General features: G+C 72.2%; 14 protein-coding genes. 3 read left to right on the forward strand and 11 right to left on the reverse strand.

Features of this window, described 5'->3' with window-relative positions; all coding sequences use genetic code 11:
• Positions 1-390: 390 nt before the first annotated feature.
• The 4 genes from AMK33_RS13680 to AMK33_RS13695 all read right to left on the reverse strand — a co-directional run bounded on the left by AMK33_RS13680 (position 391) and on the right by AMK33_RS13695 (position 5733).
• The gene (locus AMK33_RS13680) at positions 391-3294 is read right to left on the reverse strand and encodes an AfsR/SARP family transcriptional regulator (protein WP_073933084.1); all 2904 of its coding nucleotides are present in this window, start codon (positions 3292-3294) and stop codon (positions 391-393) included.
• A gap of 165 nt (positions 3295-3459) precedes the next feature.
• The gene (locus AMK33_RS13685; protein ID WP_073933085.1) at positions 3460-4449 is read right to left on the reverse strand and encodes an NAD(P)-dependent alcohol dehydrogenase; all 990 of its coding nucleotides are present in this window, start codon (positions 4447-4449) and stop codon (positions 3460-3462) included.
• A 90-nt stretch (positions 4450-4539) separates the two neighbouring features.
• Positions 4540-5235, reverse strand: a complete 696-nt coding sequence (locus AMK33_RS13690; RefSeq protein ID WP_073933086.1) for a TetR/AcrR family transcriptional regulator C-terminal domain-containing protein — start codon at positions 5233-5235, stop codon at positions 4540-4542.
• Positions 5236-5325: 90 nt separating this feature from the next.
• Positions 5326-5733 (reverse strand): VOC family protein, encoded by a 408-nt coding sequence (locus AMK33_RS13695; protein WP_073933087.1) that lies wholly within the window; start codon positions 5731-5733, stop codon positions 5326-5328.
• Positions 5734-5886: 153 nt separating this feature from the next.
• Here AMK33_RS13695 and AMK33_RS13700 point away from each other — a divergent pair, with 153 nt between their 5' ends.
• Complete coding sequence (locus tag AMK33_RS13700) at positions 5887-6183, forward strand: zinc-ribbon domain-containing protein (RefSeq protein ID WP_073933088.1); 297 nt, start codon at positions 5887-5889, stop codon at positions 6181-6183.
• Positions 6184-6213: 30 nt separating this feature from the next.
• Here AMK33_RS13700 and AMK33_RS13705 read toward each other — a convergent pair whose 3' ends face one another.
• Complete coding sequence (locus AMK33_RS13705) at positions 6214-6939, reverse strand: TIGR03943 family putative permease subunit (protein ID WP_073933477.1); 726 nt, start codon at positions 6937-6939, stop codon at positions 6214-6216.
• An 8-nt stretch (positions 6940-6947) separates the two neighbouring features.
• Positions 6948-7976: a permease gene (locus AMK33_RS13710; RefSeq protein WP_073933089.1), complete on the reverse strand. Its 1029-nt coding sequence runs from the start codon at positions 7974-7976 to the stop codon at positions 6948-6950.
• Positions 7977-8164: 188 nt separating this feature from the next.
• On the opposite strand from AMK33_RS13710, the gene AMK33_RS13715 reads away from it, so the two are divergent.
• Positions 8165-10069 carry an NAD-binding protein gene (locus AMK33_RS13715; protein WP_073933478.1) on the forward strand — a complete coding sequence of 635 codons (1905 nt, stop codon included), beginning with the start codon at positions 8165-8167 and terminating at the stop codon, positions 10067-10069.
• Positions 10070-10277: 208 nt separating this feature from the next.
• Here the strand turns inward: AMK33_RS13715 and AMK33_RS13720 are convergent, their stop codons facing one another.
• Positions 10278-12125 carry a S9 family peptidase gene (locus AMK33_RS13720; RefSeq protein WP_073933090.1) on the reverse strand — a complete coding sequence of 616 codons (1848 nt, stop codon included), beginning with the start codon at positions 12123-12125 and terminating at the stop codon, positions 10278-10280.
• Positions 12126-12282: 157 nt separating this feature from the next.
• Between AMK33_RS13720 and AMK33_RS13725 the strand changes: the two genes are divergently transcribed.
• On the forward strand, positions 12283-13116 hold the full coding sequence (locus AMK33_RS13725; protein WP_073933479.1) for an SURF1 family protein: 834 nt from the start codon (positions 12283-12285) through the stop codon (positions 13114-13116).
• 50 nt (positions 13117-13166) lie between these two features.
• On the opposite strand, the gene AMK33_RS13730 is transcribed toward AMK33_RS13725, so the two are convergent.
• The 4 genes from AMK33_RS13730 to AMK33_RS13745 form a co-directional block, all read right to left on the reverse strand.
• Complete coding sequence (locus AMK33_RS13730) at positions 13167-14369, reverse strand: hypothetical protein (protein ID WP_073933091.1); 1203 nt, start codon at positions 14367-14369, stop codon at positions 13167-13169.
• Positions 14366-14941, reverse strand: coding sequence for a SigE family RNA polymerase sigma factor (locus AMK33_RS13735; protein ID WP_030863114.1), 576 nt, complete (start codon positions 14939-14941; stop codon positions 14366-14368). The genes AMK33_RS13730 and AMK33_RS13735 overlap by 4 nt, the downstream gene beginning before the upstream one ends.
• 520 nt (positions 14942-15461) lie before the next feature.
• Entirely contained in the window at positions 15462-16535 is a 1074-nt protein-coding gene (locus tag AMK33_RS13740) for an aspartate-semialdehyde dehydrogenase (protein ID WP_073933092.1), read from the reverse strand.
• Complete coding sequence (locus tag AMK33_RS13745) at positions 16535-17812, reverse strand: aspartate kinase (protein ID WP_037933648.1); 1278 nt, start codon at positions 17810-17812, stop codon at positions 16535-16537. Before AMK33_RS13745 ends, AMK33_RS13740 begins: the two co-directional genes overlap by 1 nt.
• Between the last annotated feature and the right edge of the window lie 213 nt (positions 17813-18025).

The raw sequence follows: 18025 nt of genomic DNA on the forward strand, positions 1-18025 counted from the left end.
CAGGACACCGAGTCCGCCGACGACGCCTCCCGTACCCGCGCTCATGGGTGCCCGCCTCCTTCCTCTCGCCTTGAACCGAAGTGACCGGACAGCCCGTTGTGGCGTCCGAGCGATGTCCGACGGGCTCGACGGAATCCGAAGGATCCAACGAGTCCGGGGGCGCATTGGTTCACGCCGATGGGAAAAATGCGTTCATACCGACGCCGACAAGAAGATACCGGGGCGGCCGAGGCCGCGCCGGACGGCCCCCCGCGACGCTTCGGCCCGGGAGTTGAACCTTCCTCACCCGCCTCCCGTTGTACGGGTGCCCGGCCGCTGCCTTCCCCCTATGCCGCGGCCGGGTCCTGATCGAAGGAGAATCGAAGGAGACGTGTGTCGGACGGTGCGGACTCAGCCCAGTCGGGCGAGTCGCTCGCGGACCTTCTCGGCGTCCGCGTGGTCGCACTCCGAGAGGATCGCCAGCGCCTCCAGCCAACTGCCGCGCGCCGCCTCGGACTCCCCGGCACCGAGCTGGGCGTCCCCGAGGTTGCCCAGGGTGTGGCCCTCCCCCCACCGGTTGCCGATGTCCCGGTGGGTCTTGAGCGCCTGGTGGTAGTGCTCGACCGCCTCGTCGTAGCGGTGGAGCCGGCGGTGCACCGTGCCGAGGATGTCCAGGGTGATGCCTTCGACCCAGCGGTTGTCGTGGGCCCGCAGGATGGCGAGCGCCTGCTCCAGGCAGTCGACGGCCTCGTCGAACCGGCCGAGCCGCTGGTAGGCGTCGCCCAGGTTGGACAGTGCGATGCCCTGGCTCCACACGTTGCCGGTGGCCCGGGCGATGGCCAGTCCCCGGCGCGTGTACTCGACGGCCTTGCGGAGGTGGCCGGCCTGCAGGTACGCGTCGCCCAGGTTGGCCACGGTGGACGTCCGGCCCGCCGCGTTCCCGAGGTCCCGGAAGATGGCCATGGCCTCGCGCAGCGGACCGATGGCCTCCTCCAGTCTGCCGGAGTCGCGCAGCGCCGCCGATCTGTCCGCGAGTGCCTGGGCCTCGCCCTTGCGGTCGTGGGCGGCGCGGGCTGCGGCCAGTCCCGTGGTGGCGGTGTCGAGCCATTCGTGCGTATGACTGCGGAGGTAGAAGAACCCCCACAGGACGGCGGGCAGCCGCCATGCGATGCCCGGCTGCCCGGACCCGGCGGCCTGGTGCACCGCGCCCACCAGGTTGGGCCGCTCGGTCTCGCACCACTCCAGGGCCTCCTCGCGCGTGGTGAACACCAGCGGCCGGCACCCGTCCGGCAGCGGTTCCAGCGGGATCCGGCGGCGGTTGGGGGTGATGTGCGGGTAGGTGGCGTCGGCGGTGTGCAGGTACCAGGTCAGCAGCCGCTCGACGGCGTCGTCCCGCTCCCGCGCCGTCTCCTCGGCGCGGGCCCGTTCGGCGGCGTAGACGCGCAGCAGGTCGTGCAGGGTGCAGCGGCCCGGGAAGTGTTCCGTGAGCAGGTGGGCGCGGGTGAGTTCGCCGAGCAGGCCGCGGGCCTCGCGCGGCGGGAGCCCGGCGAGCGCGGCGACGGCGGGTACGGAGATGTCGGGCCCGCAGTGCAGGCCCAGCAGGCGGAACAGCCGGGCGGCCGGGGCGGACAGCGCCTTGTACGACCAGGAGAAGACGGCCCGTACGTCGGTGGTGATGTCGTCGCCCCCGGCGAAGGCGTCGAGGCTGCCGTGGCTGTCCCGCACCTCCTCGGCGATGGCGCTGAGCGGGAAGCCGGGGCGGACTCCGGCGTGGGCGGCGACGATGGCCAGCGCCAGCGGCAGCCGGCCGCACCGCGCGATGATCTCGCCGGCCGCCCGCGGCTCCTCCGCCAGCCGGTCGGTGCCGAGGCGGGCGGCGAGGAGGTCGAACGCCTCGGTGGGCGTCATCTGGTCCAGCGTCAGCGGGTGCGCCCCTTCCCCGGCGATCAGGCCGGACAGCCGGCTGCGGCTGGTGACGATGACCAGGGAACCCGGGGAGCCGGGCAGCAGCGGGCGGACCTGCTCGGTGTCGCGGGCGTTGTCGAGCAGGACCAGTACCCGCCGCCGCGCGAGCACGCTGCGGTACAGCGCCACCTGGGCGTCGAAGTCGCCGGGGATCCGCTGCGGGGGGACACCGAGCGCGTCGAGGAAGACACGGACGGCTTCGTCGGGCGTCATGACCGAGCCGGTCGGGTCGAAGCCGCGCAGATTGATGTAGAGCTGCCCGTCGGGGAAGCGGTCGGCGACCTCGTGGGCCCAGTGCACGGCCAGGGCGGACTTGCCGATGCCGCCCATGCCGCCGATCGCACTGATCACCAGAGTCGCCGGCGGGCTGCCGTCCTCGGGCAACAGGGCGCGTATCCGCTGGAGTTCCGCCTGCCGTCCGACGAAGGCCGGCAGGTCGGCGGGCAGTTGCGCCGGGCGGGTGGCCGGGTACTCGACGGGGTCCGGGAAACCGCGCTCGGCCGGGGGGTCCGGTCGCGGGGACGGGTCGGTGGCCGGGGACGAGCCGGCTGCCGGGAACGGGAACGGGCCGCCTGCCGGGAACGGGGCCGGCGTCGGACCGGGGAGAAGGGACGGGTCGGCCGTCAGGATGCGGTGGTGCAGGTCCTTGAGCGGTGCGCCCGGTTCGATGCCCAGCTCGGTCACCAGGGCGTCCCGTGTCCTGCCGTAGGCCTCCAGTGCGCCGGCCTGCTGGCCGGACCGGTACAGCGCCAGCATGAGCAGCCGGCACAGCTGCTCGCGCAGCGGGTGTCTGGCGGCCAGCGAGAGCAGCTCGGGAACGACCGTGTCATGGCGTCCGAGCGTGACGTCGATGTCCAGCCGGGTCTCCAGCGCGGTGAGCCGTTGCTCGTCCAGCCATGAGCACTCCGACTCCGCCAGCGGGCCGGGGAGGCCCGCCAGTGCCGGCCCCTGCCATGCGCCGAGCGCCGCGTGCAGCAGTTCACCGGCGGCGGACAGTTCGCCGGCGGCGTACCGTCTCTTCGCCTCCGTGACCCGCTGTTCGAACACGGCCAAGTCCAGGGAGTCCTCCGGGACCCGGATCGCGTAGCCGTCGCCGACCGAGACGATCAGTGCGGGCGGCCGGCCCGGCTCCCGTCCGGGTTCCAGAACCTTGCGCAGGCGCGACACATAGGTCCGCAGGACGGACACGGCGGCCGCCGGAGGCTCCTCGCCCCAGACGGCACGGATGAGTTCGCCGAGGGCGACCGGACGCCCCCGGCCCAGCAGCAGCGTCGCGAGCACCACGCGCTGCTGCGGCGATCCGAGGTCCAGCTCCTGTTCACCGCGCCACGCCCGAACCGGCCCCAGCACGGAAAAACGAACGGAAGTTTCATATGCAGGCACACTCGGACTCTATTGACCGACCACTCCGCCATAACCGCTTTGACGGAATGCGCCATTCCATGCCGAATGCCACTTCCGTAAAGATTTCCGCCGCAGGATCCTGCTTCCTCCCGGGCATCGAGCCCCGCCCCCTCAGGGAACGGTGACGACGACCTTGCCGCGGGCGTGCCCCCCTTCCACCTCACGCACGCCCTCGGCCGCCCCGGCCAGTGGGTACGTCCGGTCGACCACCGGCGTGAGGCGGTCGGACTCGATGAGCGCGGTGACGGCGAGCAGGTCCTCGTGGACGGGACCGGCCGGGGCCGCCGGGAGGATCACCCGGAGCCGCTGCCGGACGACCGTGTTGACCGCGAGGAGTTTCAGCATGGCCCCCATCGCACCGAACACATGGCCGGGTGAGCCGCCGCCGTTGCCCACCAGGGTCCCCGTCGGGGTGAGCACCCGGCGCAGCCGGCCCAGCGGGTGGTTGCCCACGTTGTCCAGGATGACGTCGTAGCGTGCGCGGCCGTCGGTGAAGTCCTCGCGCGCGTAGTCGATGACGTGCTCGGCGCCCAGTGAGCGCACCAGGTCGGTGTTGCGGGCGCTGCACACGCCGGTGACCTCGGCGCCGAGGGACGCGGCGATCTGCACGGCGAACGTGCCCACGCCGCCGCCGGCCCCGTTGACCAGCACCCGCTGCCCCGCCCGCACCTGCCCCACGGTCCGGATGCCGCGCAGGGCCGTCACCGCCCCCACCGGAACGGCCGCGGCCTGTTCGAAGGTCAGGTGCGCGGGCTTGGGGACCAGGAGGTCCTCGGCGGTGCACGCGTACTCGGCGAAGGCGCCCGGGCAGAAGCCCAGCACCTCGTCGCCGGGCCTCAGCCCCCGCACACCGGCGCCGACCGCCTCGACCCGCCCGGCCGCGTCGATCCCGGCCACACGTGACTTCGGGCGGGTCAGCCCCACGTCCCCGGTCAGCCGGGCCGCGTACGGGTCACCGCGCAGCATGTGCCAGTCGTACGGGTTGACCGCGGCGGCGTGCACCCGCACCAGTACCTGCCCGGCCCCCGGCTCGGGGCGGTCGATGTCTGCCACTTTCAGGACGTCCGGCGGGCCGAAGCGGTCCTGGACGATCGCCTTCATCCGGATCTCCCCTCACGGATGTACAGGTGTACGGCGTACACCCACCATCATGGGTGTACGCCGTACACCTGACAAGGGCCAGGAAGGATGTCAGGGCAGCAGCCGGGCCAGACCGTCCAGCGTGAGATCCAGGGCGAACTCGAACTCGTACTGGTCGTCGCAGCCCGAGCCGACGACGGACCCCTCGTCGTGGGTGACCGCCATGGCCAGTTCGGTGATGTGGGGGTAGCGCGCGGCCATCTCCTCGGGCGGCAGCGCGTCCGGGTCCGGCTCACGGCCGGCACCGTCCTCGAACAGCTCCTGGGAGAAGCCCAGCAGCCGGCTGCCCATGACGTGCATCGCGTGATGGACCAGGTCGAGCGAGAAGCCCCCGGCCCGGAAGATCCCGATCATCGAGTCCAGGTACTCCATCACCACGGGGGTCGGCGCGGCCCGCGCCTTCATCCGCGCCTCGATGACCCCGGACGCCCACGGATGGCGCAGCAGCATGCGGCGGGCGGAGAGCACCCGCAACCGGACGGCGGTCTTCCAGTCGGCGTCCGCGACCGGTGGGTCGATCTCACCGACGAGGACGTCGATCATGCCGTCCAGCAGCTCGTTCTTGTTGGCCACGTGCTTGTACAACGCCATGGGCACGACACCGAGCACCTGCGCCAGCTTCCGCATACTGAGCGCGTCGACCCCGCCCTCGTCGGCCAGGGCGACGGCGGCGGACAGGACCCGCGCCCTGCTCAGGGGGGTGCGGGTCCGGTGGACGGCATCGGCTTGCCTGGCGATCTCCACCATCCCCTCTCGTACGGACCAGTACGGATCGGTACAGACCGGTGCGGGCCAGTACGGACCAGTACGGGCCGGCCCCGGTGTACGGCGTCCACCCTAGGCGCCCGCGCCCGCCCCCACCTCGTCGGGGGCCGCCCACTCCACGAACTGGACGACGATCCCGTTGGGGTCGGTGACCTGGAAGAGCCGCTCCCCCCACGGCTCCTTGCGCAGCGGCATGGTGATGGTCACCCCCCGCTCCCGCAGCCGCCGTTCCTCGCCCTCGATGCCGGTGACCGTGAAGGCCAGGATGATTCCGGCGGCGTGTCGGTCGCGCTGGTCCGCGGGCAGGACATCGGTGCCCCGGCGCAGCAGGACGATGTCGACGGCCGCGTCGCCCCGGGTCAGTGAGGCGAATCCGTCGGCGGCGGCGATCTCCTTGTAGCCGAGGTGGGCGGTGAAGAACTGCCGCGAGGCGGCCACGTCGTCGACGGTGAGCGACACGGTGGAGACGGTGATCTGCACGGCTGGGGTTTCGGTCATGGGTGCAGCGTGCCGGTGCCGAGGACTGGTGCGCTTGTGCAGGGTGCGGCAGTGTTGTGGCCGGTCACGTTGCCGACCGCGGTCACCGTCTGGTGTGGTGGTTCGGGGGACCGAGGCTCGGGAAGGATCGACGACATGATCATTTTTGGCACCAAGGGGTACCTGTACCAGCTCGCGATACTGACGCTGGTGTGCGCGCAGTGCGGGAACCCCGCCGCGCACACGCTCAGGAAGCGGGTCACCAAGTTCACCCTGTTCTTCGTCCCGCTGTTCCCGGTCTCGACGAAGTACACGACGCAGTGCACCTTCTGCGGCGCGGAGCAGAAGGTGACCAAGGAGCAGGCCGAGCAGCTCCAGGCGCAGGCGATCGGCGGCGGACAGGGCGGGCAGGGCTACGGACAGCAGTCGCAGCAGCAGCCGTACCAGTCCTAGCCGGCCGCGCGGTCCTGTCCGACCGAGGTCCTAGCCGCTCCACGCCTCGTCGTACGGGTCCTGCGGGACCGGGACCGGTTCGGCGCGGGCGACCTCGAAGTACGGGACGGGGCCGTCGTTGACGGGATCCTTCGTACGGCGCGGGGTGTAGCGGCCGGTGACCTCCAGCCAGGTGTCCGGCTGGAGGACCGGAGGGATCTCGCCGGTGAGGGCGATCTTGACCGGCTGGGCGTCGGCAGCGCAGCAGTTGAGGCCCATACGGACCAGATACGGGGTACCGGTGCCGTCCAGGGCCACGAAACCGGTGACGGAGATCGAGCGGTCGCGCAGATGACGGCCGTGGTCGTAGACCGCGCGGGCCGCGTACTCCCCGACCCCGAGACGCAGCGGCCCCCGCTCGGGCAGCTCCGGATAGCCGAGGGGTTTCTGCAGGGCCGTACCGGTGTGGGTGGCGCTGTAGGAGCCGAGGGCGGGCGGGGCGACCAGGATCAGGGCGAAGAGGGGGAGGGTCAGCAGCCAGGAGACACGGGGTTCCCGATGCGCCTCCTTCGAGTCCTTCGATTCCTTCGAGCGCGGTCCGCGACGCCACTCGTACCAGACCGTCGCCGCCGCCGTCGCGATCAGTACCGCGCCCGACAGCAGGAGCAGCGGGCGCAGGCCCGCCTTGACGTACCGCAGGTGCAGATCGGTCAGGCCGGCGTGCAGCACGGTCGCGCCGAGGAGGAACAGCAGGGCCGCCTGGGCCTGGTGGTTCAGGGCCGGCTTCACAGCAGCACCGCTCCCGTCAGGGCCGATACGACCACCGCCAGGGCGAAGGTCGCGGGGGCGAAGCGCAGGGCGAAGGCGCGGCCGAACGTGCCCGCCTGCATGGCGAAGAGCTTCAGGTCGACCATCGGTCCCACGACCAGGAAGGCGAGCCGGGCCGTCAGCGAGAACTGGGTGAGCGACGCCGCCACGAACGCGTCCGCCTCCGAGCAGATCGACAGCAGCACCGCCAGGACGGCCAGGGCCAGCACCGACAGCACCGGGCTGCCGGCCGCCGCGCGCAGCCACTCCGCCGGGACCACCGCCTTCAGCGTGGCCGCCGCCATCGCGCCGACCACCAGGAAGCCGCCCGCGTGCATCACGTCGTGCCGTACCGAGCCCCAGAACGCCGCGCCCCTGCTCCGGCCGTCGTACGACGAACGGGAGGGCGGGCGCAGCCAGTCGGTGCGGCCGAGGCGCTGCCACAGCCAGCCCATCGCACACGCCACCAGCAGGCTCGCGACGAAACGGGCCGGCACCATCTCGGGGTTGCCGGGGAAGGCGACCGCCGTCGCCGTCAGCACGATCGGGTTGATCGCGGGGGCGGAGAGCAGGAACGCCAGGGCCGCCGCAGGGGCCACTCCCCTGCGCACCAGCGCGCCCGCCACCGGCACGGACGCGCACTCGCAGCCCGGCAGCACCGCCCCCGCCGCGCCCGCGACGGGTACGGCCAGCGCGGAGCGCCTCGGCAGGGCGCGGGCGAAGAACGACGGCGGGACGAACACCGCGATCGCCGCCGACAGCAGGACGCCGAGCACCAGGAAGGGGAGGGCCTGGAGGACCACCGCCACGAACACCGTCATCCAGCTCTGCATCACCGGCGCGGCCAGGGCGCGGCGGACGGGGTCCTGGAACATCACGGCCGTGAGGAGGACGAGGGTGAGGAGGAGGGGGGAGGTGAGGTGGCGGGACTCCTCGTCGTGCGTCTTCTTCTCCCGGCCGCCGTCGGGTTCTTCCGCTCCGCGCGGGGGTGATGTGGTGATGGCCACGGGCCGGGTGCACCTCCGGATGCGCGCGAGAGAGCGGGGCCACGCTCGGGTCCCTCCCCCCTTGGTACGGAGGGCGGGACGCGGCCGTTCAGAGGTGACCTGGAACCACCCGTTACCATGAGGCAGTCTCTTCCTCTGTGGTGAGCCTCCTTCCCAACCCGGCCCTGCCCAACGACCCGTCGGCGCACATGGTGGTGTGCGGCGACGACGGGCTGGCGCACCGGCTCGCCGCCGAACTGCGCGGGGTGTACCGCGAGCAGGTGACCCTCGTCGTACCGCCGTCCGGGCGCAGCGGCCGGCAGCCGATGGCGGGACGGGCCCGCGCGGCCTCCGCCGCCCTGCTCGACCGGGTCGTGACCGCCGTCAACCGGGGCAACGGCGGGTCCGACGACACCTTGGCGCCCGGCGAACGGGTCGTGGAGGCCGCCGAGCCGACCGAGGCCGTGCTCGCCGAGGCCGGGGTGGAACACGCCGCCGCGCTGGCGCTGGTGTACGACGACGACGAGACCAACATCCGTGCCGCCCTGACCGCCCGCCGGCTCAACCCCCGGCTGCGGCTCGTCCTGCGGCTCTACAACCGGCGGCTGGGGCAACACATCGAGGAACTACTCGATCAGGCAGCCGAGTTGGCGGGCGGTGGCAGTGGCGGCGGTGGTGCGGCGGGACGTGGCGGGGCCGACGGTGCCGGTGGGGCCGACATCGCCACGACCGTGCTGTCCGACGCCGACACGGCCGCGCCCGCGCTGGTCGCCACCGCGCTCGTCGGCACCAGCAAGGTCGTCGACGCGGAGGGGCTGTTGCTGCGGGCGGTGGAGCGCCGGCCTCCGGGGCCGGGCGAGGTGGCCGACCCGGGGCTGTGCACACTCGCGCTGCTCTCCGCGACCAGCAACGACCCCGCCGGGGCCGAGGGTTCGGAGGACAGCGGCGAGCAGGGACCGCAACTGCTGCCCGACGCGGCGGCGGTGGCGGCGGCGACCGGACGCGGGACGGTGGTGCTGGAGCAACTGTCCTACTCCGGCCCGCCGTTGCCCGCCGGTCGGGGCGGACCGCCGTTCGCCTCGCTGTTCTCGCGGCGGCTGCGGTGGTCGCTGGCGGGGCTGGTGGCGGCGGTGATCGCGCTCGCCGTCGCGCTGACGGTGGTGACACAGGACAATCCGCTGCACGCCACGTACGTCACCCTGCTCGACCTCTTCGCGATCAACGAGCCCGCGCACCACGAGACCACCGGGCGGCAGGTGCTGCAACTGCTCTCCATGCTGGTGGGGCTGCTGCTGCTGCCGGTGCTGCTGGCGGCGGTGCTTGAGGCACTGGGGACGTTCCGCACGGCGTCGGCGCTGCGGAAGCCGCCGCGCGGGCTGGGCGGGCACGTGGTGCTGCTCGGACTGGGCAAGATCGGGACGCGGGTGCTGACGCGACTGCGGGAGCTGCACATCCCGGTGGTGTGCGTCGAGGCCGATCCGGAGGCGCGGGGGATGGCCGTGGCGCGGCGGCTACGGGTTCCGGTGGTGCTGGGGGACGTCACGCAGGAGGGGGTGCTGGAGGCCGCGAAGATCCATCGTGCGGACGCGTTGCTCGCACTGACCAGTGCGGATACGACGAATCTGGAGGCGGTGCTGTACGCGCGGTCCGTACGGCCCGATCTGCGGGCGGTGCTGCGGCTGTACGACGACGACTTCGCGAAGGCGGTGTACCGGACGTTGCGGACCGCGCATCCGTCGGCGCTGACGCGGAGCCGGAGTGTGTCGCATCTGGCGGCGCCGGCTTTTGCCGGGGCGATGATGGGGCGGCAGATCCTGGGGGCGATACCGGTGGAGCGGCGGGTGCTGCTGTTCGCGGCGGTGGTCGTGGGCGGGCATGCGCAGTTGGAGGGGCGGACGGTGGGGGAGGCGTTCCGGGCAGGTGCCTGGCGGGTGCTGGCGTTGGACACGGCGGGGTCCGCCTCCGGCGGGGAGGAAGTGCCGGGTTCCGGGCTGGTGTGGGACCTCCCTGATACGTATGTGCTGCGTGCCGAGGACCGGGTGGTGCTGGCTGCCACCCGGCGGGGGCTGGCGGAGTTGCTGGGGCGGCGGGCGCGGCCGCGGAGCGCGACGTAGCGCGTGCCGCGTGCGGTTGGGCGGGGGTCGGCTTCACTTGCCCGCGTTCGCGAGGTGCCCGGCGCTGCCGCTGGGCGGGGGGGGGTGGGCTTCACTTGCCCGCGTTCGCGAGGTGCCGCTGCGCCCACCCGTGCCGCCCCAGCGGCACGATTGCCCGCAGCTGCGGAGGCACGGCTTCCCGCAGCTGCGGAGGCACGGCTTCCCGTAGTCAGGCGGGGAGGTATTTCGATGCGAACTCGAGTTCCAGGTGGATCTGTTTGATGCGTTCGTCCACTACCAGGGAGCCGTGGCCCGCGTCGTAGCGGTAGACCTCGTGGACGGCGTCGCGGGACTCCAGGCGTTTGACGTAGTTCTCGATCTGCTGGATGGGGCAGCGGGGGTCGTTGACGCCCGCCGAGATGTAGACCGGGGCCTTCACACGGTCGACGTAGGTGATGGGTGACGACGCCTCGAAGCGGTCGGGGACCTCCTCCGGGGTGCCGCCGAGCAGCGTGCGGTCCATCGCCTTCAGCGCTTCCATCTCGTCGTGGTACGCCGTGACGTAGTCGGCGACCGGTACCGCCGCGATGCCCAGCGCCCACGCGTCCGGCTGCGTACCGAGGCCGAGCAGGGTGAGGTAGCCGCCCCAGGAGCCGCCGGTGAGGATCAGCCGGGCCGGGTCGGCGAGACCGGAGGTGATCGCCCACTCCCGCACCGCCGCGATGTCCTCCAGCTCGATCAGGCCCACCCGGTGCTTCAGCGCGTCGGTCCAGGCGCGGCCGTAGCCCGTGGAGCCCCGGTAGTTGACGCGGACCACCGCGTAGCCGTGGTCGACCCAGGCGGCCGGGCCGGCCGCGAAGGAGTCGCTGTCGTGCCAGGTGGGGCCGCCGTGGATGTCGAAGACGGTCGGGAGCGGGCCGGTCGCGCCGGCCGGCTTCTGGACGAGGGCGTGGATACGGCCGCCGGGCCCCTCCACCCACACGTCCTCCACCGGGACCGACCCGGGCGACTTCATCCCGGGCGGGTCGAGGACCACTCCGCCCGCCGTGGACCGCACCGCCGGCGGCTGGGCCGCCGACGACCACAGGTACTCCACGCTGCCGTCGGGCCGGGCCGTCGCACCCGAGACCGCGCCGCGCGGGGTGGGGATCTCCACCAGCCGGCGCCCGGCCAGGTCGTAGCGGAACAGCTCGCCGCGGGCCTCGAAGCCGTGCGCGATGAGCAGCCCCGTGCCGTCCGGGTACCACTCGGCGCTCACGTCACCGGGCAGCTCCAGCGCGAGGTCGGTCTCCTCCCCCGTCGCCACGTCCCACACCAGCGGCTCCCAGCGTCCGCGCCGCTGGTGACCGATGAGCAGCCGGGTGTCGCCCGTCACCGGCGCGAAGCCCAGCACCTCCAGTCCCAGCTCCCGGGTGCCGCCCTCGGTGTCGTCGAGCTCGGCGACCGTCGTACCGTCGGGCCGCAGCACCCGCAGCGCGGAGTGCATCGCGTCACCGTGCTCGGTGTGCTCCACGGCGATCAGCGAACCGTCGTGGGAGAGGTCCCCGACGCCCGCCGACTCACGGTGCCGGTAGATCTCCACGGGCCCCTCTCCCGTACGGGCCAGGTGGATCGTCGTACCGTCCTCGTCCGTGGAACGGCCCACGACCGCCGTACGGCCGTCCCGGCCCAGCGCGAGACCGGCAGGGTACGAAGGGTCGAGGCCCGGTGCCGCGAGCTCGTCCTCGCCGCCCGAGAACCGCTGCCGGCGCCACACGCCGAACTCGTCGCCGTCCTTGTCGTCGAACCACCAGATCCACTCGCCGTCCGGCGAGAGCACGCCGTCCGTCGTGCCGTTGGGCCGGTCCGTCACCTGCCGCTGCTCGCCCGTCGCCCGGTCCCAGGCGTACAGCTCGTACGTCCCCGTCGCGTTCGACACGAACAGGGAGCGGTCGGGGGCGTCCTCCGCCCAGTCGGGCAGGGACACCCGGGGCGCCCGGAAGCGCTTCTCCCAGTCGGGCATGCCCGCGCCCTGTTCCACTCGCTCGGTCTGGTGGTCGGCCCGGCCCGGCGCGTCGGACCCGTTGCTCTCAGTCATGACCCCATACTGCCTGTCCGGAAGGGCATCGCGCCGCCGAGGTCCCCAGCCTGTGGACAACTTCTTCCCGATCCTTCACCGGCCCCTCGTGGAGGGCGCCCGCCGCACGGTTACCCCGCGGGCCGGGAACCACCCGGGGACCCGTACCGTTGAAGGCGTGTACCGGTTTCTGCTGACGCCCCGCTGGTGGGGGATCAACGTCTTCCTGCTGCTCTCCATCCCCTTCTGCGTCTTCATGGGGTCCTGGCAGCTGGGCCGGTTCGAGGACAGGGTGGACAACCACCGCGACGCCGAGGCGCGCATCGCCACGGACAAGCGGGAGGCGGCCAGACCGCTGGACGACCTGCTGCCCGTGACCAAGGCCACCTCCGGCAAGCAGGCCACGGTGAGCGGCCGGTACGACACCCAGCTCCTCGTGCCCGACCGCAAGCTGGACGACAAGGACGGCTACTACGTCCTGACCCTGCTGCGCACCGACACCGGCCGGGTGCTGCCCGTCGTCCGGGGCTGGCTGCCCGGCACCCCCGACCCGGCGAAGACGCCCGCGGCGCCCACCGGTGAGGTCACCGTCACCGGCGCGCTCCAGGCGTCCGAGACACCGGGCAGCAACGGCGTCAGCGCCCGCGGCGGCCTGCCCGAGGGACAGACGGCGGCGATCAGCTCGGCGTCGCTGGTGAACCTCGTGGAGTACGACGTGTACGACGCCTGGCTCACGCTCAACCGCGGCGACTCCGGTATGAAGGCCGTGCCGGCGACCGCGCCGAGCGGCACCGGCCTCGACCTGAAGGCGTTCCAGAACCTCGGCTACACCGCCGAGTGGTTCGCCTTCGTGGGCTTCGTGATCTTCATGTGGTTCCGGCTGTTCCGCCGCGAGCTGGAGTTCGTCCGCGACGCGGAACTGGGCCTGGTCCCGGACGAGGACGGGGACAGGGACAACGGGAACGAGGACGGGAAGCGGGAACCGGAGCGGCCGAGTCCGTCAGCGGTCTGACAACAGGCCGACAACGGACCGGGGCCCGGAGTCCCGCCCCCGCCGTAGGGTCACACCGCCGACAGCAGCCCCGTGAAGTACACCGTGCCCGCGCACGCGTTGCTCACCGTCGTGGTGGCCGAGCCCGAGCCCGTGGACGACGTGTACGTCACCGCCACACTGCCCTCTCCCGTGCCGTCCTCCCTGACCAGCTGGGTGACCGTGCCGCCGTCGGTGCCCGCGGACGCGCCGGTCGTCGTGGTCGGTTCACCGGTCGGTGTCGGGTCGGGCGAGGGGCCGCCGGTGCCGCCGCCCGTGCTGTCGCCCGGAGCCGCGCAGGTCTCGGAGGGCACCCAGGCGAACTTCACCTCGTACGCCGCACCCGGCTTGAGCACCAGCTCCGCGACCTCCAGGGAGGGGTCGGGCAGTCCGGCCGCCGCGTCCCCCGCCACATGCCGCGCCGAGCTCACCTTGGTGACGTCGGCCGCGCCCTGCGGGGTCGGGGTCACGGTCCCGGCGCCCTCGACGGTACAGCTCGCGGTGGAGACGTTGACGACCCGGAAGGAGCCGTAGACCGCGCCCGTGGACTCGGGAGCGGCACTGGACGCGGTCGCCGGGCCGAGCTGGGCGGCGGTGCAGGCGGGCACCCCGGCGGCGAGGCTGGCCGAGGGGTCGGCCCCCTCCGTCGCACCCGTGCCGGAGCCGGTGTTCGTGCCGCCCTTGTCCTGTTCCTTCTTGTCGCCCTTGTCGGTCCCCTCGACCTGGTCCGAGGCGCCGCCCGCGGTGCTCTCCCCGCTCTCCGGGTCCTTGCCCTGACCGGTGCCGCCCTGCGCCTGCGCGGCGTGGCCGACGGCGGAGGGGCTGGCGTCGGAGTCGGTGACGCCGGAGACGTGGACGAGGGCGGGGACGGCGGTGCCGAGGAAGAGGGCGGCGGCGGCCACGCCGACGAGGGCCTGGCGCTTGCGGGCCCGGCGGGCGGGGACGGCCCGGCGCAGATAGTCCAGGGTGCCGTCGCCCGGCTCCACCTCCCGCACCGCGCGGTGCAGCAGGGTGCGCAGTGCCAGCTCGTCCGCGTCGAGCCCCTCGGAGCCCTGTTCGTCCAGGCCGTCGTTCACAGTTCCGTTCCCAGCGTGCGTGTGCTCCGGCTCGTTCCCGTCGCCGGTTTCCCGTACGTCCTCGGGCGCGGGCACGCCCTCGGACTCCCGCGCGGCGTCGGACGGACGCGAGCCCTCCGGCCCGCGCTCCTCGCGCCGCGCGCCCCTGCCCTCGCTCATGCCGGCGCCTCCATGGCCAGCCGCAGCGCCGCGATACCGCGTGAGCCGTACGCCTTCACCGAGCCCAGCGAGATGCCGAGGGTCTCGGCGACCTGCGCCTCCGTCATGTCCGCGAAGTAGCGCAGCACCAGCACCTCGCGCTGGCGGCGCTGGAGGCCCTTCATCGCCTTGATCAGCGAGTCGCGCTCGAGCTGGTCGTAGGCGCCCTCCTCCGCGCTCGCCATGTCGGGCATGGGCTTGGAGAGCAGCTTGAGGCCGAGGATGCGGCGGCGCAGCGCGGAGCGGGACAGGTTGACGACCGTCTGGCGCAGATAGGCCAGGGTCTTCTCCGGGTCCCGGACGCGTTTGCGGGCGGAGTGGACGCGGATGAACGCCTCCTGCACGACGTCCTCGCAGGAGGCGGTGTCGTCGAGGAGGAGTGCCGCGAGGCCCAGCAGCGAGCGGTAGTGCGCGCGGTAGGTCTCGGTGAGATGGTCGACGGTGGTGCCGGCCGCCACGACGTCGTCGGTGCCGTCACGCTGTCCTGGTATGCGGGCGGGGCGCGCTGCGGGCATGGGCGCGATCACCGGCATGCCGCCGCCGGACGCGCCGGGCATGCGGGGTCGGCGAGCCTGACGGGGCGGCCGTAGGGCCGTGCCGCGCGGCGCTGTGAAGTCGAGTACCTCAGCCACGCCAGTTGGACACGCTTCCCCTCGTAAGGGTTGTACGTGCCGGGCGTCACTTTTGCGGCGGCCGGTGTGGCCGGCCGCCCGCCCGCGTCAGGCAGCACCACCGACAGCACATCAAATGCCCTCATGCGTCCCGCTCTTCCCCTGTGTCCCATATGAACGGACGTCCCCACGCCCGGTTCCGGACGTCCCCACGTCCGGAGAGCAGCGCCCCCACGCCCCCCGGTAAGGGCGACCGCAAAGACGCTCCCCGCCCTCCGCGCGGTTGCGGAGAACGGGGAGGTGAATCCTCGTACAAGCCTCGTACGGGCCTTGCTCAATCCTCCGTCGCCGAAACGGCCTGATCAAGAGGCATCCGACCGGGAATCCGGCTCACAAGACTTACACAGATCCTACAAACGAATCCTGTGCGATCCAGAACTTTTTACCGTTCAACCGCCACGAGTTCGGCGATCTGAGCGGTGTTCAGCGCCGCCCCCTTGCGCAGGTTGTCCCCGCACACGAAGAGCTCCAGCGCGGTGGGGTCGTCCAGGGCCCGTCGTACCCGCCCGACCCAGGTCGGATCGGTGCCGACGACGTCGGCGGGGGTGGGGAACTCCCCCGCGGCCGGGTTGTCGAACAGGACCACTCCGGGCGCGGTGGCGAGGATCTCGCGCGCCTTGTCGACGGTGACCTCGCCCTCGAAGCGGGCGTGCACGGTGAGGGAGTGCGTGGTGACCACCGGGACGCGTACGCAGGTGACCGCCACGGGCAGGGAGGGCAGGCCGAGGATCTTGCGGGACTCGTCCCGGACCTTCATCTCCTCCGAGGACCAGCCGTCCTCGCGCAGCGACCCGGCCCACGGTACGACGTTCAGCGCGACCGGCTCCGGGAACGGCCCGGTGTTGTCCCCCACGGCCCGCCGTACGTCACCGGGGTGGGTCCCCAGCTCCGTGCCGGCCACCAGGGAGAGCTGCTCGCGCAGGGTGCGCACGCCCGCGTGCCCGGCGCCGCTGACCGCCTGGTACGAGGAGACCACCAGCTCGCGCAGCCCGAACTCGGCGTGCAGCGCGCCCAGCGCGACGATCATCGACAGGGTGGTGCAGTTCGGGTTGGCGACGATCCCGCGCGGACGCCTGCGCACGGCGTGCGGGTTGACCTCGGGGACGACGAGCGGCACGTCCGGGTCCATCCGGAACGCGCCCGAGTTGTCGACCACCACCGCGCCCCGCGCGGCGGCGACGGGCGCCCACCGCTCGGCGACCTCGTCGGGTACGTCGAACATCGCGACGTCGACCCCGTCGAAGGCCTCCTCGGTGAGCGCCACGACCTCGACCTCCTCACCGCGCACGGCCAGCTTGCGGCCGGCCGAGCGCGGGGAGGCGATGAGCCTGATCTCGCCCCAGACGTCCGCCCGCTGGGACAGGATCTGGAGCATGACCGTGCCGACGGCCCCGGTCGCTCCCACGACCGCGAGCGTCGGCCGCCCGGAACGTCCGGATCCCTCGGTCCCGGCCATCAGCGGCCGGTGCCTCCGTAGACCACGGCCTCGTCGCTGTCGGAGTCCAGACCGAACGCCGAGTGCACGGCGCGGACGGCCTCCGGCACGTCGTCCTTGCGGGTGACGACCGAGATGCGGATCTCGGAGGTCGAGATCAGCTCGATGTTCACACCGGCGTCGCTGAGCGCCGTGAAGAAGTCGGCCGTGACACCGGGGTTGGTCTTCATGCCGGCGCCGACCAGGGAGATCTTGCCGATCTGGTCGTCGTAGCGCAGGGAGTCGAAGCCGATGGCGCCCTTGTTCTTCTCCAGCGCGTCGATGGCCTTGCGGCCCTCGGTCTTCGGCAGGGTGAAGGAGATGTCCGTCAGGCCCGTGGACGCGGCGGACACGTTCTGCACGACCATGTCGATGTTGATCTCGGCATCGGCGATCGTGCGGAAGATCGAGGCGGCCTCGCCGGGCTTGTCCGGCACACCGACGACCGTGACCTTGGCCTCGGAGGTGTCGTGCGCGACACCGGAGATGAGAGCCTGCTCCACCTGCTTGTCCCCTTGCTTCATCGGCTCGCTGCTGACCCACGTGCCCTGCAGTCCGCTGAAGGACGAACGGACGTGGATCGGGATGTTGTACCGGCGGGCGTACTCCACACAGCGGTGGAGCAGCACCTTGGACCCGGAGGCCGCGAGCTCGAGCATGTCCTCGAACGCGATCCAGTCGATCTTCCGGGCCTTGCTCACCACGCGCGGGTCGGCGGTGAACACGCCGTCGACGTCCGTGTAGATCTCGCACACCTCGGCGTCGAGCGCTGCGGCGAGGGCGACGGCGGTGGTGTCGGAGCCGCCGCGGCCGAGCGTGGTGATGTCCTTGGTGTCCTGGCTGACGCCCTGGAAACCGGCGACGATGGCGATGTTGCCCTCGTCCACCGAGGCCTTGATCCGGCCCGGCGTGACATCGATGATGCGGGCTTTGTTGTGGACCGAGTCGGTGATGACACCTGCCTGGCTGCCGGTGAAGCTCTGGGCGTTGTGGCCCAGGTTTTTGATCGCCATGGCCAGCAGGGCCATGGAGATCCGCTCTCCGGCGGTCAGCAGCATGTCGAGCTCGCGCCCGGCAGGGATCGGGGAAACCTGCTCGGCGAGATCGATCAGCTCGTCCGTCGTGTCGCCCATCGCGGAAACCACGGCGACCACCTGGTGGCCGTTCTTCTTGGCTTCCACGATCCTCTTGGCGACGCGCTTGATGCCTTCGGCATCGGCTACGGAGGAGCCTCCGTACTTCTGCACGACAAGGCCCACGTGCGCTCCTCGCTCAGTCCGTCGTTTTCCACAGTCCGCCCACATATGTGTGCGCTGCGGTCGGCTCAGTCTATCGAGCGCCCGAAAAACCCCTCCGCGATATCGCATGGTGAGACTCCCCGGCGCCCGTGCAGGGGGCTCATGCCCATCCCGACGCGCCCCACTCGGAAAAGTGCCCCGCGTCACACACGGGCTCAGTCGACGAGGTCCTTG

The sequence above is a fragment of the Streptomyces sp. CB02400 genome (genome assembly GCF_001905725.1).
GTDB lineage: Bacteria > Actinomycetota > Actinomycetes > Streptomycetales > Streptomycetaceae > Streptomyces > Streptomyces atrovirens.